The 16,336-nt window shown below is 72.8% G+C and carries 15 protein-coding genes; 8 read left to right on the top strand and 7 right to left on the bottom strand.

What is annotated here, in order from left to right:
* Positions 1-60: 60 nt before the first annotated feature.
* The 6 genes from AB0E24_RS23775 to AB0E24_RS23750 all read left to right on the top strand — a co-directional run bounded on the left by AB0E24_RS23775 (position 61) and on the right by AB0E24_RS23750 (position 4,859).
* Positions 61-708, top strand: coding sequence for an amino acid ABC transporter permease (locus AB0E24_RS23775; RefSeq protein ID WP_069867889.1), 648 nt, complete (start codon positions 61-63; stop codon positions 706-708).
* On the top strand, positions 705-1,646 hold the full coding sequence (locus AB0E24_RS23770) for an amino acid ABC transporter permease (RefSeq protein ID WP_069867890.1): 942 nt from the start codon (positions 705-707) through the stop codon (positions 1,644-1,646). Before AB0E24_RS23775 ends, AB0E24_RS23770 begins: the two co-directional genes overlap by 4 nt.
* A gap of 187 nt (positions 1,647-1,833) precedes the next feature.
* Positions 1,834-3,555, top strand: coding sequence for an FAD-dependent monooxygenase (locus AB0E24_RS23765; RefSeq protein ID WP_359379694.1), 1,722 nt, complete (start codon positions 1,834-1,836; stop codon positions 3,553-3,555).
* A gap of 185 nt (positions 3,556-3,740) precedes the next feature.
* On the top strand, positions 3,741-3,830 hold the full coding sequence (locus AB0E24_RS23760) for a putative leader peptide (RefSeq protein ID WP_359379691.1): 90 nt from the start codon (positions 3,741-3,743) through the stop codon (positions 3,828-3,830).
* 94 nt (positions 3,831-3,924) lie between these two features.
* Positions 3,925-4,467, top strand: coding sequence for a cupin domain-containing protein (locus tag AB0E24_RS23755; RefSeq protein ID WP_206333447.1), 543 nt, complete (start codon positions 3,925-3,927; stop codon positions 4,465-4,467).
* A 5-nt stretch (positions 4,468-4,472) separates the two neighbouring features.
* Complete coding sequence (locus AB0E24_RS23750; protein WP_069867892.1) at positions 4,473-4,859, top strand: rhodanese-like domain-containing protein; 387 nt, start codon at positions 4,473-4,475, stop codon at positions 4,857-4,859.
* Positions 4,860-5,101: 242 nt separating this feature from the next.
* Here AB0E24_RS23750 and recX read toward each other — a convergent pair whose 3' ends face one another.
* From recX to AB0E24_RS23730, 4 genes are all read right to left on the bottom strand, one after another.
* Positions 5,102-5,713: a recombination regulator RecX gene (gene recX / locus AB0E24_RS23745; protein ID WP_069867893.1), complete on the bottom strand. Its 612-nt coding sequence runs from the start codon at positions 5,711-5,713 to the stop codon at positions 5,102-5,104.
* A gap of 3 nt (positions 5,714-5,716) precedes the next feature.
* Positions 5,717-6,856: a recombinase RecA gene (recA, locus tag AB0E24_RS23740; protein ID WP_359379686.1), complete on the bottom strand. Its 1,140-nt coding sequence runs from the start codon at positions 6,854-6,856 to the stop codon at positions 5,717-5,719.
* Positions 6,857-6,992: 136 nt separating this feature from the next.
* A complete protein-coding gene (locus AB0E24_RS23735; protein WP_079259198.1) occupies positions 6,993-8,198 on the bottom strand; it encodes an AI-2E family transporter in 1,206 nt (401 codons plus the stop codon).
* An 80-nt stretch (positions 8,199-8,278) separates the two neighbouring features.
* Positions 8,279-8,473, bottom strand: coding sequence for a DUF3046 domain-containing protein (locus tag AB0E24_RS23730; protein ID WP_069867895.1), 195 nt, complete (start codon positions 8,471-8,473; stop codon positions 8,279-8,281).
* A gap of 79 nt (positions 8,474-8,552) precedes the next feature.
* Here AB0E24_RS23730 and AB0E24_RS23725 point away from each other — a divergent pair, with 79 nt between their 5' ends.
* Positions 8,553-9,560, top strand: coding sequence for a hypothetical protein (locus tag AB0E24_RS23725; RefSeq protein ID WP_359379682.1), 1,008 nt, complete (start codon positions 8,553-8,555; stop codon positions 9,558-9,560).
* A gap of 18 nt (positions 9,561-9,578) precedes the next feature.
* Here the strand turns inward: AB0E24_RS23725 and AB0E24_RS23720 are convergent, their stop codons facing one another.
* Genes AB0E24_RS23720 through AB0E24_RS23710 form a run of 3 tightly spaced genes read right to left on the bottom strand, consistent with a single transcriptional unit; the run spans position 9,579 to position 11,471 of the window.
* Entirely contained in the window at positions 9,579-9,881 is a 303-nt protein-coding gene (locus AB0E24_RS23720) for an AzlD domain-containing protein (RefSeq protein WP_069867897.1), read from the bottom strand.
* Positions 9,878-10,618: an AzlC family ABC transporter permease gene (locus AB0E24_RS23715; RefSeq protein ID WP_374523630.1), complete on the bottom strand. Its 741-nt coding sequence runs from the start codon at positions 10,616-10,618 to the stop codon at positions 9,878-9,880. Before AB0E24_RS23715 ends, AB0E24_RS23720 begins: the two co-directional genes overlap by 4 nt.
* A gap of 1 nt (position 10,619) precedes the next feature.
* Positions 10,620-11,471, bottom strand: coding sequence for an AraC family transcriptional regulator (locus tag AB0E24_RS23710; protein ID WP_069867899.1), 852 nt, complete (start codon positions 11,469-11,471; stop codon positions 10,620-10,622).
* A gap of 81 nt (positions 11,472-11,552) precedes the next feature.
* Between AB0E24_RS23710 and AB0E24_RS23705 the strand changes: the two genes are divergently transcribed.
* The gene (locus AB0E24_RS23705; RefSeq protein WP_359379677.1) at positions 11,553-16,217 is read left to right on the top strand and encodes an ATP-dependent helicase; all 4,665 of its coding nucleotides are present in this window, start codon (positions 11,553-11,555) and stop codon (positions 16,215-16,217) included.
* Positions 16,218-16,336: the final 119 nt, after the last annotated feature.

Here is a 16,336-nt window from a genome sequence, read left to right as displayed (position 1 = left end):
TCACCTACGAAGCCGGTGCGCTCCGCACTCCGCTGACCTGACCGCTACCGCGGAGAATCGATGAACGTACTCCTCGATCATTTGCCCCAGTTCCGGGAGGGGTTCCTGGGAACCCTCTCCATCACGGCGGCCAGCGCGGCGCTGGCCCTCGTGCTGGGCGTCGTCATAGCCGGTTTCCGGGTGTCGCCCATACCGCCGCTGCGGGCATTCGGGACGGCCTGGGTCACCCTGCTGCGCAACACCCCGCTGACCCTGCTGTTCCTGATCGCGTTCTTCGTGGTCCCGCAGATCTTCTTCCCGGGGACGAGCCCCTTCGTCCTCGCCATGGGGGCGCTGGGCTGCTACACGTCGTCCTTCGTCTGCGAGGCCGTGCGGTCCGGTATCAACACCGTGTCGCTCGGCCAGGCGGAGGCGGCCCGCAGCCTGGGGATGACCTTCTTCCAGACCCTCCGGCTGATAGTCCTCCCCCAGGCCACCCGGTCCGTGATTCCCCCCATGAGCAGCATCTTCATCGCGCTCACCAAGAACTCGGCCATCGCCGGGGCGTTCAGCAACACCGAACTGTTCAATGTCTCGAAGCTGCTGAGTGACAAGGGCTTCGCGATCGGCTGGATCTTCCTGTGGATCGCGCTGTGCTACCTGGTCATCACCTTCGCCATCAGCGGTCTCTTCCGGCTGCTGGAGAATCGCCTGGAGGTCGCCCGATGAGCTCGAGCGTCCTGTACGACGCGCCCGGCCCCAAGGCCCGCGTCCGGAACCGCGTCTTCACCGTCGTCGGCGGGCTGGCCGTCCTCGCGCTGATCGTCTTCGCCGTGCTGCGGCTGAACGCCAAGGGCCAGTTCGCACCCGAGATGTGGGACATCTTCAACTACGCCGGGGTGCGGACCAGCATCCGCGACGGTGTGCTCACCACCCTGAAGGTGTTCGCGGTGGCGGCGGTCCTCTCGCTGGTCCTCGGCGTCCTGCTCGCCGTCGGCCGGCTCTCGGACCACAAGGCCGTCCGCTGGTTCGCGACCGGCTTCATCGAGCTGTTCCGGGCCGTCCCGCTGCTGATCACCATCTACGTGCTGTGGGTGCTCTTCCTGACCTACCGCTCGGACCTGGGCCTCAGCGGTGACAACACCGGCTTCTGGGCCCTGGTCATCGGACTGACCGTCTACAACGGCTCGGTCCAGGCCGAAGTGTTGCGGGCGGGCATCAACTCGGTGCCCAGGGGCCAGAGTGAGGCCGCCTATGCCCTGGGCATGCGCAAGACCCAGGTCATGTTGACGGTCCTGGTGCCGCAGGCCGTAAGGGCGATGCTGCCGACCATCATCAGCCAGCTGGTGGTGACGCTGAAGGACACCTCCCTCGGTTATGTCATCACCTACCAGGAGCTGCTGTTCCAGCTTCAGCAGCTGGCCGGCAACACCGTCGTCAACGACGACAACCCCTACGTTCCGGTGATCATCGTCGGCGGCGCCATCTACATCGCGATGTGTCTGGCCCTCTCCGCCCTCGCTTCCTGGATCGAGCGGCGCGGCCGGCGCGCCAAGACCGGCATCCGGGTCGCGGGCGCCGAACAGCCGCTCGCGGCCGGCGACGCGCTCGACGTCGTCGACCAGTCGGCGGCCCCGGCGGACGCGTCCGCCGGAAAGACGAACTGAGGGGCCGTCCGGGGGACCGGGCGGGCAAGCGAGACCCTTACCAGGGCGGTGGCGCACGCGCCACCGCCCTTCGTCGCTTGACGCGGGCACCGGCAGTCGGTTGCATGCTTTCTGTGATCGCTCACCCGGGTTCAACTGCCAATTTCCGTACGTCACGTACGACCCGCAGGGCCACAGGAACCGCACCGTGGACCCGGTGATCGTCGCCGGGGCAGGCCCGGTCGGCCTCACCCTGGCCCTCGCCCTCGCGCACCTCGAAGTGCCCGTCATCCTGCTGGACGAGTCCACGGGCGGCGAGGAGAGCCGTCTCGCCCAAACGGTCGTGCTGCGCCAGGACACCGCCGGTCTCCTGGAGCGGCTGGGCTGCCGGGTCACCGCCCGTACGCGGCCGTGGACCGGCTGGCGCACGATGCGGCGGCGGCAGCTGGTGCGGCAGGTGCCGCTCATCCCCGGCAGCCTCTTCGGCGGCGAGCGCGGCGCCGTCGGCTGGGACGGCGGCCTTACGGAGGCCATCGGCTCCCCCGACGGCGACGGGCCCGAGGACGCCTCGGCAGCGGCGCCGACGCCCTCACCGCTGCATCTGCCCCAGCACGAGCTCATCCGGGCGCTGCGGGGCTCGCTGGCCGCCATCGGCGACGAGGACCTCGTCCGCATCGTCTCCGGAACCCGGATCGACGACCTGGAGCAGGACGACCACGGGGTCGGGGTGCGCACCCGGGGCTCCCAGGCCACCTGGTGGCGGGGCAGCTATCTGGTGGGCTGCGACGGGCCGCGCTCGACCGTCCGCAAGCTCCTGGGCGTGCGCTTCCCGGGCCGTACGGCCGTGGAGCGGCACGCCGTCGCGGCGCTGCGCGCCGAACTCCCCTGGCCCGGCGAGGCCGTGCTGCACCGCTCCCCGCCCTGGCGCAGCATCGACGCGGAGGTGACCGCCAGGCCGCTGCCGCGCGGCCTGTGGCGGGTCGACTGGCTGCTGCCGCCCGGCCGCGATCTCGTCACCCCCGATGCCCTGATGGTGCGGGTGCGCGACACCCTCACGGGGTGGTGCGGGGATTCCGAGCCCCCCTATGAGCTGCTGGACACCGGCGTGCACACCGTGCACCACCGGCTCGCGCTGCGCTGGCGCGTCGGCCGCGCCTTCCTGGCCGGGGACGCCGCCCATCTGCTCGGCGCGCTCGGCACCCAGGGGCTCGAGGAAGGGCTGCGGGACGTCGACAACCTCGCCTGGAAGCTCTCCCTCGCCTGGCACCACGGGGCCTCGGAAGCCCTGCTGGACAGCTATCAGGCGGAGCGGCGCGGAGCCGTGAGCGCCCGCCTTCGCGCCGCGGACCAGGCGCTGCCGCTGGTGCGGGCGGCCGGCGGCTGGAGCGCGGTACGGCGCACCGTGCGGCCCGGTGGGGCGCGCGGGCACGACGCGCTGCTCACCGACGGTCACCTCGGGCAGGGCCCGCTCGGCGCGCCGCCGGTCTACGACCGGTCGCCACTGGCCCCCGCCACGCCGCCGGACGGCTCGGTCACGGTGGGCACGGCGCCCGGGGCACCGGTCGCCGATGTGCCGGTGACCGCGCCGGACGGCTCGGTCGTACGGCTGCGGGAGCGGCTCGGCCGGGAGCTGCTGGTGGTGCTGATCGCCCCCGGTACCGGGGTGTGGGACCGCCGCCACTGGATGCGGGCCGGGCTGATGCCGCGGCTCGCGGCGGCCGTCGCGGCGCTGCCCTTGCGCACCGAGCTGCTGGTCGCCGAGGCGTATCCGGGAGCCCCGGCGCACACCGTGCTGCTGGTGCGGCCGGACGGCCATCTCGCCGCGGCGCTGTCCGGGGTGCGGCCGGGGGCGCTGTACGCGTGCGCGGACGCGGCCCGGGGCGGGAACACGGCCAGGGGCGTACCGGCGGAGGCGAGCGCGCGGCAGTAGTGGCAGTAGCGGAGTAGTGGGGGGAGCGGGGCGACGGGGCACGCGCGGGCGCGTCCGGACGTGCGGGCCATCCAGGGGAGCGCGGTGCGCCCCCTGGCGTGCGCGGCCCGTCCCCCGGTGTGCGTGGTCCGGGCGCGAGCCGGTGAGGTTGACCTTCCTTTCCGGCTCATGATTCACTTCGCACCGTGACCGACACATGCTTGCCTCGCTTCTGGCGGAGGGTCCATCTGGACCTGGTCCGCTACGCGGGATGTGTGTGTAGTTCGTCCTGTTGATCCAGTTCTTTTCCGCGCGGTACGGCCGCGCCCCTTTCGCGATCTCTCAGGACGGTTCTCTGTGCCCGACGTACGCACTTCCACCCCCGGTCCCGTGGGCCCCTCCACGGACCTCATCACGGACCCCGCATCCGGCACCGCCGCTCCGCCGAGCGCCGCGGAACTGCTCGACTTCGCCCGCCGGACCGCCGCCGACACCGAGCTCGTGGCCTCGCTTCCGCTCGATCCGGAGGGCCGCACCTGGCTGCGTCTCGAGGGGCCGGGCGGCAGCGAAGCCTGGCTGATCAGCTGGCCTCCCGGCACCGGCACCGGCTGGCACGACCATGGCGGCTCCCATGGCGCCTTCGTCACGGCGGCGGGTGAGCTCGATGAGCAGTCGCTCGCCGCGCGTCTCCCCACCGAGGGCTGGAAGACCCTGGAGCTGGCCGACGGCGTGGACCGCGAGCGGCGGCTGCCCGCCGGGCAGGGCCGGGCCTTCGGATCGCATCATGTGCATGAGGTGATCAACCCGTCCGACACCGAGCATGCGGTGTCGGTGCACGCCTACTATCCGCCGCTGCCGCTGATGCGGCGTTACAGCCGCACCGGTCGGACGCTGCGGCTGGAGCAGGTCGAGCGCCCCGAGGAGTGGGGGTAACCGCGATGGGCACGACCAAACGGAGCGTGGACGAGCTGCTGGCCGAGGCCCGCGAGGAACTCGACCGACTGGAGCCCCTCGACGCCGCGGCGGCACAGGTCGAGGGCGCGCTGCTGGTGGACATACGGTACGCGGCGCTGCGGGAGCGCGACGGCACCATCCCGGGGGCGCTGATCGTCGAGCGGAACGAGCTGGAGTGGCGGCTCGACCCGCAGTGCGACCACCGGCTGCCCGAGGCCACCCATCACGGTTTGCGGGTCGTGGTGGTGTGCAACGAGGGCTACGCGTCCAGCTTCGCCGCCGTCTCGCTGCGCCGGCTGGGGCTGGAGCGGGCGACCGATCTGATCGGCGGCTTCCAGGCATGGCGCGCGGCGGGCCTCCCGGTGCGCTGAGCGCTCCGCTGGAAGTGGCCGAGATGCCGTCGATCGTCCGCGGCGCCGTCGTAACCGGCGCCCACACGGCGGAGCCGCACACCGACACAGCCCGCGCCCCTTCAGGACGCCTCTTCAGGACGCCTCTCGAGCTGAGAGCCGAGAGCCGACTTCCGCCGATCTGCTGAGCGCCCCGTGTCCGGGATGTCGCACGGCCCAGAGGTCGCATGTCTCAGGTGTCACACGCCTCGGCGGTCGGGAACTCAGAGGTCGGGGAGGTGGTGCTCCAATAGCTCCGGATCCTCTCCCTCCTCCTCCAGCGCGCGCCGCACCACCCGCAGCGCCAGCCCCTCGGAGTAGCCCCTACGGGCCAGCATCCCGGCGAGGCGGCGGATCCGCTTCCCCCGGTCCAGGCCCCGGGTGGCCCTCAGCTTGCGCTCGACCAACTCCTGTGCGGTCCGCTCCTCCTGATCGGCGTCGAGCTGCCCCACGGCATCGTCGATCAGGGCGGAGTCCACGCCCTTGGTACGCAGCTCTCGGGCGAGCGCACTCCGGGCGAGCCCCCGGCTGTGGTGCCGGGACTCCACCCATGCCCCGGCAAACGCCGCGTCGTCGATCAGACCGACGTCCTCGAACCGGGACAGCACCTCCCGCGCCGCGTCATCGGGGATGCCCCGGGTGCGCAGCGCGTCCGCGAGCTGCTTACGGGTGCGCGGGGTCCCGGTGAGCAGGCGCAGGCAGATTGCCCGCGCCTGCTCCTCCGGGCCGAGCGGCGACCCCTGCTCGGCCCTCGACGAGGAGGGGGCGCCGCTGTCCGGACGGTCCGGGCGCTCCGGACGGCCTGGGCCGTCCGGCCATTCGGTCCGCCGCGTCATGGATCAGCTCTTGGCCGCGGCCGTCTTGGCCGCCTTCGCCCCGGACTTGGCAGCCGGGGCGGCCACGGCCTTCACCGGTGCGGCGGCGGTCACGCCCGCGGCACCCGCCGCATCCGCGGTGGACCCGGCGGCAGCCGGGTCCTGGGGCTTCACCCCGATGCCGAGCTTTTCCTTGATCTTCTTCTCGATCTCATTGGCGAGATCGGGGTTGTCCTTCAGGAAGTTGCGAGCGTTCTCCTTGCCCTGGCCGAGCTGGTCGCCCTCGTAGGTGTACCAGGCACCGGACTTGCGGACGAAGCCGTGCTCGACGCCCATGTCGATCAGACCGCCCTCGCGGCTGATGCCCTGGCCGTAGAGGATGTCGAACTCGGCCTGCTTAAAGGGCGGTGCGACCTTGTTCTTGACGACCTTGCAGCGGGTGCGGTTACCGACCGCGTCGGTGCCGTCCTTGAGGGTCTCGATGCGACGGATGTCGATGCGCACCGACGCGTAGAACTTCAGCGCCCGGCCACCGGTCGTGGTCTCCGGGGAGCCGAACATCACGCCGATCTTCTCGCGCAACTGGTTGATGAAGATCGCGGTGGTCTTGGACTGGTTCAGCGCGCTGGTGATCTTGCGGAGCGCCTGGCTCATCAGCCGGGCTTGGAGGCCGACATGGGAGTCGCCCATCTCGCCCTCGATCTCCGCGCGCGGCACCAGGGCGGCGACGGAGTCGATGACGATGAGGTCGAGAGCGCCGGAGCGGACCAGCATGTCCACGATCTCGAGCGCCTGCTCGCCGTTGTCCGGCTGGGACAGGATCAGCGAGTCGGTGTCCACTCCGAGCTTCTGCGCGTAGTCCGGGTCGAGGGCGTGCTCCGCGTCCACGAAGGCGACCGTGCCACCCGCCCGCTGGGCGTTGGCCACCGCGTGCAGGGTCAGGGTCGTCTTACCGGAGGACTCGGGGCCGTAGACCTCGACCACCCGGCCACGCGGCAGACCGCCCACACCGAGGGCGACGTCGAGAGCGGTCGACCCGGTGGGGATGACCTCAATCGGGTCGTTCGGCCGGTCGCCCATGCGCATCACGGCGCCCTTGCCGAATTGCCGTTCAATCTGTGCGAGCGCGGCGTCGAGAGCCTTCTCGCGGTCGGTTCCTGCCATGGGTCCCACCCGGTTTGCTTGAGTCGATCGCTTCACGTCCAAGACGCTAGCGCCTGCCACTGACAAGCGGCCCTGACGTCCCCGGCCTGTGGATAACCTGCCGGTCCTCCATAAGAATGGATGTTCGATTTTTGTGTCAACCACGCCGCGCCAACGCGGCGCGCATCCGCGCGAGGGCCGAGGCCCCGCGCCGGCGCGTGCGCCCGTGCACCCGCGGATCGTCGGTCACGTCGTAGCGCTTGATGTACGCGCCGAGGAACGCTTGCAGCGTCGCGGTCGCCGGAATCGCGATCAGCGCACCCACCGCGCCCAGCAGCGCGGTGCCCGCTATCACCGATCCGAAGGAGACAGCCGGGTGGATGTCCACCGTCCTGGCGGTGATCCTCGGCTGGAGCAGATAGTTCTCGAACTGCTGGTAGATCACGACGAAGATCAGGACCCAGAGCGCGTACCAGGGCTCTATGGTGAACGCGATCAGCATCGGCAGGGCCCCGGCCAGGTAGGTGCCGATGGTCGGGATGAACTGCGAGATCAGCCCCACCCACACGGCGAGCGCCGGGGCGTAGGGCACACCCAGGGCCTCCAGCAGGATGTAGTGGGCGACACCGGAGATCAGCGCCATCAGCCCGCGGGAGTAGATGTAGCCGCCGGTCTTGGCGACCGCGATCTCCCAGGCGCGCAACACCTCGACCTGCCGGGTCGGCGGCAGGACCGAGCACAGGGCGCGGCGCAGCCGGGGTCCGTCGGCGGCGAAGTAGAACGCGAACAGAGTCACCGTCAGCGTCTTGAACAACCCGCCGAGCACCTGCGTGGAGACGTCCAGCACATTGTCGGCGCTGTTCTTGACGTAGCTCTGGAGCCAGTCGGAGTGCAGCAGGCTGTCCTGGATCTCCAGACGCGACAGATGCGTGTGGAACGTGTCGTTGATCCAGCTGACCACGTCGTCGAGGTACTTCGGGAAGTCCTGGACCATGGTCATGATCTGATCGGCGAGCATCGAGCCGAGCAGGGTGAAGAAGCCCGCGGTGCCGATGAGGATGGCGAGAAAGACCAGCCCCGTGGCCAGTCCCCGGCGCATCCCGCGGGCGGCCATCCGGTCCACGGCCGGTTCGATCGCGAGTGCCAGGAAGAACGCGATCAGGATGTTCAGCAGAAGCCCGGTCAGCTGGTCGAAGGCCCAGGTCGCCAGGCGATAACAGGCCACCAGGGCGAGCGCGAGCACCATGGCACGCGGCAGCCAGCGCGGCATGCGGGCGGGGGGTTGCGGGGGATCCGAGGAGGCCCGAGGGGCGCTCGGGGTGTCGTCGGCGTCGGAGGAGAGGGTCTCTTCGGTCGGGGCCACGGAGCAAGTGTGGCCTACACCGGCCGAAGAAATCCGGCCACCCCGGGAAGCCGGTGTTGCCGGGGAGGCCGGAGGGCCGCTCAGCGCTTGCTCTCGGGGATCTCCATCGCGGCGCAGACGCCGCGCCAGACGTCCTTGGCCTCCCAACCGGCGCTCAGCGCCTCGTGCACCGTCCGGCCGCCGAGTTGCGACATCACATGATCGCGCGCGAAGGAGTCGGCGTATGTCTCGCCGAAGTGATCCGCCATTCGCTGCCAGAAGTCCGTCAACCGCATGTGACCAGTATCGCGCTCCCGGGGGTGCACCCCGGCGTGAGCCCCCTACGGACCGTGTCTTCCGGCCTACGGTCTGTCCATGGATCGATCCGCAAGCCTCCCCTCCTCGCCGTCGTCGCCCTCCCTCCCCACGCCCGGGTCCGCCGAGCCGGCCCAGCCCGCCGAGTCCTCGGCGCTCTCCCGCGCCGAGCGGTTCGTCTGGCTGACCGCCCGCGTGCTGGAGCAGCGCAGATTCGCGTATCACTTCCTGGGCGGCGGCGCCGAGGCGGTCGAGACCGCGCTGGCCGCCTACCTGGGGCCCGATGGGGGCTACGGCCATGCGCTGGAGCCGGATCTGCGCGGCCCGGTGAGCCAGCCGTTGCACGCCGTGCACGCCTTACGGGTGCTCGACGAGATCGGGCGTTGCGGCGGGCAGCGGGTGGAGCGCCTGTGCCGCTATCTGACGTCCGTGTCCACCCCGGACGGCGCGCTGCCCATCTGCCACCCCTCGCCGCGCGGCTATCCGGCGGCCCCCTGGATCCCGTCGGCGGACGATCCGCGTGGTGATCTGCTGACCACCGGGCCGGTGGTCGGGCTGCTGCACCGCAACGATGTATGGCATGCGTGGCTCTTCCGGGCCACGGACTTCTGCTGGGCGGCGGTCGCCGCCCTGGGCGAGGCCGGCGCGACGGCGCGTCCGTACGAGATCGCGGCGGCCGTCGCCTTCCTCGACGGGGCACCGGACCGGGCGCGCGTCGAGGCGGCGGCCGAACGGCTCGGCCGCCGGGTGCGGGAGGAGAAGCTGGTCGTGCCGCCGGCGGCCCCCGAGCGCGCCGGGAGCCGCCCGCAGCCGCCGGAGCAGGACCCGGGCCCCGGCGAGTCCCTCCAGGTGCTCGACATCGTCCGTACGCCCGGCTCCCCGGCACGCCGGTGGTTCACCGACGCCGAGGTGGAGCGGTCCCTGGACGTCCTCGAGGCGGCACAGCAGGAGGACGGCGGCTGGCCGCCGCACCGGCGGGCGTGGACGCCCGGGGCCACGCTGGAGGGGCGATCGGTGGCGACCATCGAGGCGCTGCTGACGCTGCGGGCTCACGGACGGCGGATCTGAGCGGGGCGTCCGCGCCGGTCACAGGGCCCGGACGCCGGCCGTGACGACGACGGCCACGGCGACCACCACCAGGAAGGGGGCGCGGAGCACCAGTGCGAGCGCCGCCGCCCCCAGCCCGGCCGCCCGTGCGTCCAGGAGGAGATGCCGTCCTTCGCTGAAGGTCTGCTGGGCGGTGAGGGCGGCCAGCAGGGCCACGGGCAGCAGCGCGGCCAGGCGCCTGACGAGCGGGCGCTCCAGGACTCCGGCGGGCACCGAGAGGCCCAGCAGCTTGACGAGGTAGCAGCCCACCGCGGTGACGCCGATGGCGATCCAGGTGGTCATCGGCGCTCACCCGGCTCCGTACCGCGCGACATGTATCCGCGCACCGTAAGAACGACAGGGGCGGCGAGCGCCGCCACCAGGACCGGGACCCCGGCGGGCAGCAGTGGCTGGCAGAGGAGCACCAACAGGACGCCGAGACCGGCCACGGCCCGTTCGACGGTGCCGCTGAGCATGGGAGCCAGCAGGGCGAGGAAGACGGCGGGCCCGGCGGCGTCCAGGCCCCAGGCGTCGGTGTCGCCGAGCGCGGAGGCGCCCAGGGCGCCGATCAGCGTGGTGAGGTTCCACAGGACGTACAGCGTCAGCCCGGTGACGGTGAAGCCGAGGCGCGCGGTGCGCCGGTCGGGCTGTGCGAGGGCGACGGCCGAGGTCTCGTCGATGACCCAGTGGGCCGCCAGGGGGCGCACCGCGCGCGGCAGCCCGAGGAGCCCGGACAGCCGCAGCCCGTAGAAGGTGTTGCGCACCCCGAGGAAGAACGCCCCGGCGGCGGCGGTGAACGGATTGCCGCCCGCCGCCAGCGCGCCCACGAGGGCGAACTGCGAGGCCCCGGTGAAGACGAGCAGGCTGAGCGCGCAGGTCTGGAGCACGCCGAGCCCGGCGCCCGCCGAGGTCACCCCGAAGGCGAAGCCGGAGAGCCCCACCGCGACACCGACACCCAGGGCGTCACGGACAACGGCCGAGTCCGCCGGGGGCGCGGCGGACTCGGTTCGGATGTCTATCTGTTCTGGCACAGCGTGCACATTAGAAGAGCGCTTCGGATCCAGTCTTGTACGTTCTTGCGCGCTCCCGTCGGTAAGCACCCGGAGGCACCCCCACGATGCGGGTGAAGTGACGGTTCAGGTGGGACTGGTCGGTGAAGCCGACGGCCATGGCCACCTCGGCGGGCGTGGTCCCGGCGTCCAGCAGCCGCCGGGCCCGGCGGACCCGGGCGTCGGTGAGCCAGGTGTGCGGCGGCATCCCGTAGACGGCACGGAAGGCACGCAGAAGGGCGAAGGGGCCGGTGCCCAACTCGGCCGCCAGCCGTTCCAGGGACGGCGGCTCCGCCATGCGCTCCTGGAGGATCGCGCGGGCGCGCGCCGCCGTCCGCGCACCCGCGGTGCGCGCCGTGCGCTCGGGGAGCGGGCCGCCATGCTCGCGCAGCAGCCGGGCGACGGCGATGCGCAGCAGGCTGTCGGCGGCGAGCGCGTTCCCCTCCTCGGCGGCCCGGTGCACCGCGGTGACCAGCCGCGCGCTCTGGGGGTCGTCCACGCTGGGGGCCCGGAATCCGGCCGTGCCGCGGAGCGTGGTCGTCTCGGCGGCGATCCCGGCGACCAGGTCCGCGGCCGGGTACAGCACGCTGTACGCCCACCCCTCGGGCGCCCCCGCCCGTCCGGTGTGCGGCACATCCGGGTTGATCAGCGCGAGCCCGCCGGGCCCGGCGCGCTCGATAACGCCGCGGTGGTGGAACTCCTCGACGCCCTCGGTGATCGCGGCGATCACGAACGACTCGTGGGTGTGCCAGACGAAGGTCTTGTGGATGTAGCGGGCGCGCAGCAGATCGACGCCCGGAAGCTGGGGGTACCGCCAGTGCCGCGCGCTCTCCCGGGTGACCATGGCACCATTGTGCGCCCCGCTCGGGCGCCCTCTGACCTGCGACTCCGTCCGTTGTCAGTGGTGCGGTGCACGATGGAGGGCATGGCAGGCTCGGCGCTCGACGGTTTCTCCCCGGCCACCCGCGGGTGGTTCACGGGGGCTTTCACCGCGCCCACGCCCGCGCAGGAGGGGGCGTGGCGGGCGATCGGTGCGGGGTCGGACGTCCTGGTCGTCGCCCCCACCGGCTCGGGCAAGACTCTGGCCGCCTTCCTGGCGGCCCTGGACAAGCTGGCCGGTGAGCCGCCGCCCGCCGAGGCGAAGAAGCGCTGCCGGGTGCTGTACGTCTCCCCGCTGAAGGCCCTGGCGGTGGACGTCGAGCGCAATCTCCGCAGCCCGCTGACCGGTATCCGCCAGGAGGCGGTGCGGCTGGGCCTGCCCGAGCCGGAGATCCGGGTGGGCACCCGCTCGGGCGACACCCCGGCCGCCGAGCGCCGCTCCCTGGCCACCCGCCCGCCGGACATCCTCATCACCACCCCCGAGTCGCTGTTCCTGATGCTCACCTCCGCCACCCGGGAGGCGCTGCGCGGGGTGGAGACCGTGATCCTCGACGAGGTCCACGCCGTCGCCGGGACGAAGCGGGGCGCCCATCTCGCGCTGTCCCTGGAGCGCCTCGACGAGCTGCTCGAGCGCCCCGCCCGGCGCATCGGCCTGTCCGCGACCGTGCGGCCGGTGGAGGAGGTGGCGCGGTTCCTGTCGCCGCGGCGCAAGGTGGAGATCGTCCAGCCGCCGTCGGGCAAGGAGTTCGACCTGTCGGTGGTCGTGCCCGTGGAGGATCTGGGCGAGCTGGGCGGCTCCCCGGTCCAGGAGGGCGAGACGGGCGAGCGGCCGTCGATCTGGCCCCATGTGGAGGAGCGGATCACCGATCTCGTCCAGGCCCATCGCTCCACCATCGTCTTCGCCAACTCCCGCCGGCTGGCCGAGCGGCTGTGCAACCGGTTGAACGAGATCGCCTACGAGCGGGCCACCGGTGAGGCCCTGCCCGAGGACCACTCCCCCGCCGAGCTGATGGCCGAGGCCGGTGCGGCCCGGGGCGCGCCCCCGCTGCTGGCCCGCGCGCACCACGGCTCGGTCTCCAAGGAGCAGCGCGCGCTGGTCGAGGAGGACCTGAAAGCCGGCCGGCTGCCCGCCGTCGTCGCCACCTCCAGCCTCGAGCTCGGCATCGACATGGGCGCGGTCGACCTGGTCGTCCAGGTCGAGTCACCGCCCTCGGTGGCCTCCGGTCTTCAGCGGGTGGGCCGGGCCGGCCACCAGGTGGGCGCGGTCTCCACCGGCGTCGTCTTCCCCAAGTACCGCGGCGATCTGGTGCAGGCCGCGGTGGTCACCGAGCGGATGCGCGAGGGCGCCATCGAATCGCTGCGGGTGCCCGCCAACCCGCTGGACGTGCTCGCCCAGCAGCTGATCGCCATGACCGCCATGGACACCTGGGACGTGGACGAGCTCCTGGCCCTGATCCGCAGGGCCGCGCCGTTCGCCTCGCTCCCGGAGTCGGCGTACACCTCGGTCCTCGACATGCTCGCGGGCCGCTACCCCTCCGACGCCTTCGCGGAGCTGCGGCCGCGCCTGGTGTGGGACCGCGTCGCCCATACGGTCACGGGTCGCCCGGGGGCGCAGCGGCTCGCGGTGACCTCCGGCGGCACCATCCCCGACCGCGGGCTCTTCGGCGTCTTCCTGGCCGGCGCCGACCCCAAGAAGGGCGGCGGGCGGGTCGGCGAGCTCGACGAGGAGATGGTGTACGAGTCGCGGGTGGGCGATGTGTTCACCCTGGGCACGACCTCCTGGCGGATCGAGGACATCACCCGCGACCGGGTGCTGGTCTCCCCCGCCCCCGGCGTCCCCGGCCGGCTGCCCTTCTGGAAGGGCGACCAGCTCGGCCGCCCCCTGGAGCTGGGCCGCGCCCTGGGCGCGTTCCTGCGCGAGGTCGGCGCGCTGGCGCCCGAGGACGCCCGGCTGCGGCTGCTGGCCGCCGGTCTGGACGCCTGGGCCGCCGAGAACGTCATCGGATACCTGGACGAGCAGCGCCGTGCCTGCGGGCATGTGCCGGACGACCGCACGATCGTGGTGGAGCGGTTCCGCGACGAGCTGGGCGACTGGCGCGTGGTGGTCCACTCCCCCTTCGGCGCGCAGGTCCACGCCCCCTGGGCGCTCGCCCTGGGCGCCCGCCTCTCCGAGCGCTACGGCATCGACGCCCAGGTCATGCACGCCGACGACGGCATCGTGCTGCGGCTGCCGGACGCCGATCTGATGGGCCTCGACCTCCTCGACACGGACCCGATGCGCCAGGGCGCGGAGTACGACACCGAGCAGTCCCCGGTGGGCGCGGCCGATGTCGCCTTCGACAAGGGCGAGATCGACCAGATCGTCACAGACCAGGTCGGCGGCTCGGCGCTGTTCGCCTCCCGGTTCCGCGAATGCGCCGCCCGTGCCCTGCTGCTGCCCCGCCGCGACCCCGGCAAGCGCACCCCGCTGTGGCAGCAGCGCCAGCGCGCCGCGCAACTCCTCCAGGTGGCCAGCGATTTCGGTTCCTTCCCGATCGTCCTCGAGGCCGTCCGCGAGTGTCTCCAGGATGTCTTCGACGTCCCCGGCCTCACCGAGCTGATGGGCGACATCGAGGCCCGCCGGGTCCGGCTGGTGGAGGTCACCACCCCCGAGCCGTCCCCCTTCGCCCGCTCGCTGCTCTTCGGCTATGTGGCGCAGTTCCTCTACGAGGGCGACTCCCCGCTCGCCGAGCGCCGCGCCGCCGCCCTCTCCCTCGACTCGCGGCTGCTGGCCGAGCTCCTGGGCCAAGCCGAGCTGCGCGAGCTCCTCGACGCCGACGTCCTGGCCGAGCTGGAGCACGAGCTCCAGTGGCTCACCGAGGACCGCCGGATCAAGGACGCCGAGGGCGTCGCCGACGTCCTGCGGCTGCTCGGCCCGCTCACCGAAGCCGAGTTGGCCGAGCGCGGCGCCGAGCCCGGATGGGCCGAGGATCTGGCCGGGAGCCGACGCACCATCCGGGTCCGGATCGCGGGCGAGGACCACTGGGCCGCGGTGGAGGACGCGGGGCGGCTGCGGGACGCGCTCGGCACGGCGCTGCCGGTCGGTGTCCCCGAGGCGTTCACCGAACCGGTCAAGGACCCGCTCGGCGATCTGCTGTCCCGCTATGCCCGCACCCACGGCCCGTTCACCTCGGCGCGGGCCGCCGCCCGCTTCGGCCTCGGCGCGGCCGTCACGGAGGGCGCCCTGCACCGGCTCGCCGCGAGCGGCCGCGTCGTCCAGGGCGAGTTCCACCCCTCGGGGATGGGCCAGGAGTGGTGCGACGCCGCCGTGCTGCGCCGGCTGCGGCGCCGCTCCCTGGCCGCGCTCCGCCATGAGGTGGAGCCCGTACCGCCCTCTGCACTCGCCGCCTTCCTCCCGCAGTGGCAGCATCTGGGCACCCACAGCCTGCGCGGTATCGACGGTCTGGTGCGCGCGATCGAGCAGCTCCAGGGCGCGCCCGTCCCCGCCTCCGCCCTGGAGAAGCTGGTCCTGCCGTCCCGGGTGAGCGACTACACCCCCACGATGCTCGACGAGCTCACCGCCTCCGGGGAGGTCGTCTGGGCCGGTGCGGGAGCGCTGCCGGGGAAGGACGGATGGGTCACCCTCCACCTGGCCGACACCGCTCCGCTGCTGCTGCACACCCCGCACCCCCTCGAGGCGAGCCCCCTCCACCAGGCCGTCCTCGACGCATTGGCCGGGGGGTACGGGCTGTTCTTCCGCCAGATCGCCGAACAGGCCCGCGCCGCCGGGCACGAGTTCCAGGACCCCCAGCTCGCCGAGGCCCTGTGGGACCTGGTCTGGGCGGGCCTGGCCACCGGTGACACCCTCGCCCCGCTGCGCTCCCTGCTCGGCTCGGGCCGTACGGCGGGCGCCACCGCGCATCGCGCCAAGCGCACGGTCCCCCGGGGCCGCTACGGCGGCCTGACGGGCCGCACCGGCCGGCCCACCGCCTCGCGCAACGGCCCGCCCACCGTCGCCGGGCGCTGGTCCCTGCTGCCGGAGCGCGAGTCCGAGCCCACCCACCGTGCCCACGCCCTGGCGCGCACCCTGCTCGACCGGCACGGCGTGGTCACCCGCGGGGCGGTCGCCGCCGAGGGGGTCGAGGGCGGCTTCTCCGCCGCCTACCGGGTGCTGTCCGCGTTCGAGGAGACCGGCCAGGCCCGCCGCGGCTATGTGGTCGAGGGGCTCGGCGCCGCACAGTTCGCGATGGACGGCGCGGTGGACCGGCTGCGCGCGGTCAGCACGGCCCGCGACCGCGAGGCGGCCCCCGCCTTCGACGGACAGCGGGGGCAGTCCCGGCGCGCGTTCGTGCTCGCCTCGGCCGACCCCGCCAACGCCTACGGCGCCGCACTCCCCTGGCCCGATCCGCCCGCGGACGCGAGCCACCGGCCGGGCCGTAAGGCGGGCGCGATGGTGGTGCTCGTCGACGGAGAGCTGACGCTCTACATGGAGCGGGGCGGCAAGACCCTGCTCGCCTGGCCCTCGGGCGAGGCCGAGGCCGCCTCCCCCGAGGACGACACCCGGCTGTGGACGGCGGTGGAGGCGCTGGCCGAGTCCGCCCGCGCGGGTGCGCTCGGCTCCGTCACCGTCGAGCGCGTCAACGGCGCCCAGGCGCTCTCGTCCCCGATCGGCAGGCTCCTGGAATCGGCGGGCTTCCACCCGACCCCACGCGGATTGCGCCTGCGCCCCTGACCCCCACGCGGATTCCTGCCCCCTGAACCCCAACGCGAGTTCCGCCCGCGCCCCCGATCACCCACCGACGCTGATCACGCAGCGCCCCTGATCGACAAGCGCTCCGGCATGGCGCCCTT

Origin of the sequence: Streptomyces malaysiensis subsp. malaysiensis (assembly GCF_040653035.1) — a bacterium.
Lineage (GTDB): Bacteria > Actinomycetota > Actinomycetes > Streptomycetales > Streptomycetaceae > Streptomyces > Streptomyces malaysiensis.
The sequence above is the reverse complement of the archived record's forward strand: the minus strand, read 5'-3'. Positions and strand labels throughout refer to the sequence as shown.

What these genes read in the sequence shown, in the direction of transcription:
- AB0E24_RS23775 (WP_069867889.1), top strand. Translation starts at nt 61, where the DNA reads ATGAACGTACTCCTCGATCATTTGCCCCAGTTCCGGGAGGGGTTCCTG.
- AB0E24_RS23770 (WP_069867890.1), top strand. Translation starts at nt 705, where the DNA reads ATGAGCTCGAGCGTCCTGTACGACGCGCCCGGCCCCAAGGCCCGCGTC.
- AB0E24_RS23750 (WP_069867892.1), top strand. Translation starts at nt 4,473, where the DNA reads ATGGGCACGACCAAACGGAGCGTGGACGAGCTGCTGGCCGAGGCCCGC.
- recX (WP_069867893.1), bottom strand. Translation starts at nt 5,713, where the DNA reads ATGACGCGGCGGACCGAATGGCCGGACGGCCCAGGCCGTCCGGAGCGC.
- recA (WP_359379686.1), bottom strand. Translation starts at nt 6,856, where the DNA reads ATGGCAGGAACCGACCGCGAGAAGGCTCTCGACGCCGCGCTCGCACAG.
- AB0E24_RS23730 (WP_069867895.1), bottom strand. Translation starts at nt 8,473, where the DNA reads ATGCGGTTGACGGACTTCTGGCAGCGAATGGCGGATCACTTCGGCGAG.
- AB0E24_RS23725 (WP_359379682.1), top strand. Translation starts at nt 8,553, where the DNA reads ATGGATCGATCCGCAAGCCTCCCCTCCTCGCCGTCGTCGCCCTCCCTC.
- AB0E24_RS23720 (WP_069867897.1), bottom strand. Translation starts at nt 9,881, where the DNA reads ATGACCACCTGGATCGCCATCGGCGTCACCGCGGTGGGCTGCTACCTC.
- AB0E24_RS23710 (WP_069867899.1), bottom strand. Translation starts at nt 11,471, where the DNA reads ATGGTCACCCGGGAGAGCGCGCGGCACTGGCGGTACCCCCAGCTTCCG.
- AB0E24_RS23705 (WP_359379677.1), top strand. Translation starts at nt 11,553, where the DNA reads ATGGCAGGCTCGGCGCTCGACGGTTTCTCCCCGGCCACCCGCGGGTGG.